Source organism: Bartonella queenslandensis AUST/NH15 (assembly GCF_000312585.1).
Lineage (GTDB): Bacteria > Pseudomonadota > Alphaproteobacteria > Rhizobiales > Rhizobiaceae > Bartonella > Bartonella queenslandensis_A.
Map to the genome: position 1 here is coordinate 20,395 of NZ_HE997999.1, position 2,476 is coordinate 22,870.

General features: G+C 37.8%; 1 protein-coding gene. It reads left to right on the plus strand.

Features of this window, described 5'->3' with window-relative positions; translation table 11 throughout:
- Positions 1-752: 752 nt before the first annotated feature.
- A complete protein-coding gene (locus BN338_RS04905; RefSeq protein WP_039759620.1) occupies positions 753-2,378 on the plus strand; it encodes an ABC transporter substrate-binding protein in 1,626 nt (541 codons plus the stop codon).
- The last annotated feature ends 98 nt before the right edge of the window (positions 2,379-2,476 follow it).

The window sequence follows — 2,476 nt, forward strand, 5'->3', positions numbered from 1 at the left end:
AGTTTACTTAAAAAAAGATTATCTATTCTGATAAGGGTGCGCTTATATAGGCATTATATTTAGATATTTCAACCTTAGTGAATTGAAAAGATATTTTTTGCTGAAAAATGCAAGCAGTGAATTGAGTGTTGTTAAAGGGGCAAAGGTATTAAAATAGGATGTTGCAAAAAGTATTGTTCTGTACGAATACGTAAGCGCATATCAGGGTGGTATGGTGCCCATGCTCTTTTTGTTTTGAAATAAGATGTCATGAGAAGCTTATTATTTAATGGGAAAGTATGGAAAAATTCAAAACTCTCTTTGCAGAAGGGGAAAGAGGTGGTTGATGCCGAAAAATGGGTAAATTTTCCTGTTTTGTTGAAAGATAAAATTGTTGTTAAGGCTCTTTAGTTCTTGAGGCGTTTGAGCTAACAGGCAGTGCTTTGATGGCGTAAAAAACACTAGAAGAAAGAAGAGATGAGCTTGCTCAAAAAGAGAGAAAAAATCTTTATCTTATGGTCTTTAATGGTAGATGTTGTGATATTATCAGTAGATTTTGTTATCGGTTATACCATTTATGATATATTAAATTGTTTTTCGGTGCATATTGGTGCGGTAGCTTGTCAGTATGTTAGGAGGCGTGGTGGGTCAGTTGTGTTGTTTGAAAGTTTTAAACCTTTTTTTCTCAGAGCCTATGGTTCATCTCATCTTGTTATTTTGCGCGTTCTTGTTGCGTGGGGAATTTATACAATAAACGTTAAAAGGAAAAGTCTATGAACTTGAAAAGAAAAATATTAAAAAGTAGCGGCTCTCTTGTTTGTGTTCTTATAGCACTTGGAGTGGTTGCACAACAGGCTTCAGCAAAAACACCAGCTGATACCCTTGTCATGGCTTGGAATATGGATGGAATCAGTACATTTGACCCCGCGCAACTCACAGATGTTTATGGAAGTGAAATTATTCGCAATGTTTGTGATAATTTGGTGAGTGGTGCTACCGATAATCCTGCTAAAATGGTTCCGGCATTAGCAACGCATTGGGATGTTTCTGGCGATGATCACAGTACGATAATTACCTTTCATTTGCGCGATGGTTTGAAGTTTAATGATGGTAGAGAAGCCAACGCCAATGATCTTGTTTGGGGGATGAAGCGGGTTGTCAAATTGAAGATGGGTAATGCGGCAATTTTTAATGAATATGGAATTACAGAGCAAAATGTTGATGATGCTTTGCAAGCCCCTGATGACAAAACGGTGGTGATGAAATTTGATAAGCCTTATCCAGCGGAGCTTATTCTTAATAATATTGTTGCAAGTTCTGCGACAGCTTTGCTTGATCGCAAGACAATTATGAAGCACGAAAAAAATGGCGATTTGGGAAATCAATATTTGAAAACGCATGCTGTTTGTGTTGGTCCTTATCAATTAAAAAGTTGGCGCTCTGGAGAAGCTCTTTTGTTGCGTGCAAGTGCCCATTATTGGGGAGAAACTCCGAAACTGAATCAGATCCTCATTCGTCATGTTGCAGAGCCAGGAACACAACGTTTGTTGTTGCAAAAGCACGATATTGATGTTGCGCGTAATTTGACCCCTGAAGATCTCTCAGATCTACAAAAAACAACAGATGTTAAAATCGAAGAAATGTTAGAGCCAACCATGATGTATTGGGGATTTAACATGACAAATCCTATTTTTGCGAAGGAAAAAGTACGCTTGGCGATGCGCTATCTTATAGACTATGAAGGTCTTGGCAAGAAGATTCTCAAAGGTATTGGTGTTCCACGGGCTAGTTTTATTCCTCTTGGAAATTTTGGAGCTTTAGATGAAAAAGAAGGGCAACCCTTTAAGCTTGATATTCAAAAAGCCAAGCAGCTTTTAGCAGAGGCGGGTTATCCGAATGGATTTGAAGCAAATTTTCTTGTTGCAAATGTTCCTTATAATTTGTTACTTGCTCAGTCACTCCAAGATAGTGCTGCACAGGTGGGAGTGCATCTTAAAATTGAGCGTTTGGCAGGTACACAGTTGTTTTCCAAACTGTATGCACGAGCTTTTGATACGATTTTTGTCGGATGGAATAACGATTCTGCGGATCCTCATACCATGGCTTCACGTCTTGTTTATAATCCGGATAATCGTTTTGAGGCAAAAAATACAGCTTATCCTAGTTGGCAGCATGGGTATTTTGATGCCAAGATGAATCAAAAAGTTGAAGAGGCGTTGTTTCAAAAAGATTCACAAAAACGGGCACAACTCTATGTTAATTTACAACGTGAATTGATGCAGAAAGGACCTTATGCGTTTATCTATCAACAATATAGTGTTGTCGCGATGACACCTGATGTCAAAAAATGGGTTTGGAATAGTATGCCGCAGATTTTTTATAATAAAATTGAAAAATAGCGTGTTTTCAAAGCTGTCAAATAGATAAAAAGCATAGCCATGATATATTCGACGTTTTGCATGAGTTTTCGAGCTTTATAGTACGTCGAATTTATGGG

Excerpts from the sequence above, each read along its gene's own strand:
- BN338_RS04905 (WP_039759620.1), top strand. The coding sequence starts at position 753 with ATGAACTTGAAAAGAAAAATATTAAAAAGTAGCGGCTCTCTTGTTTGT.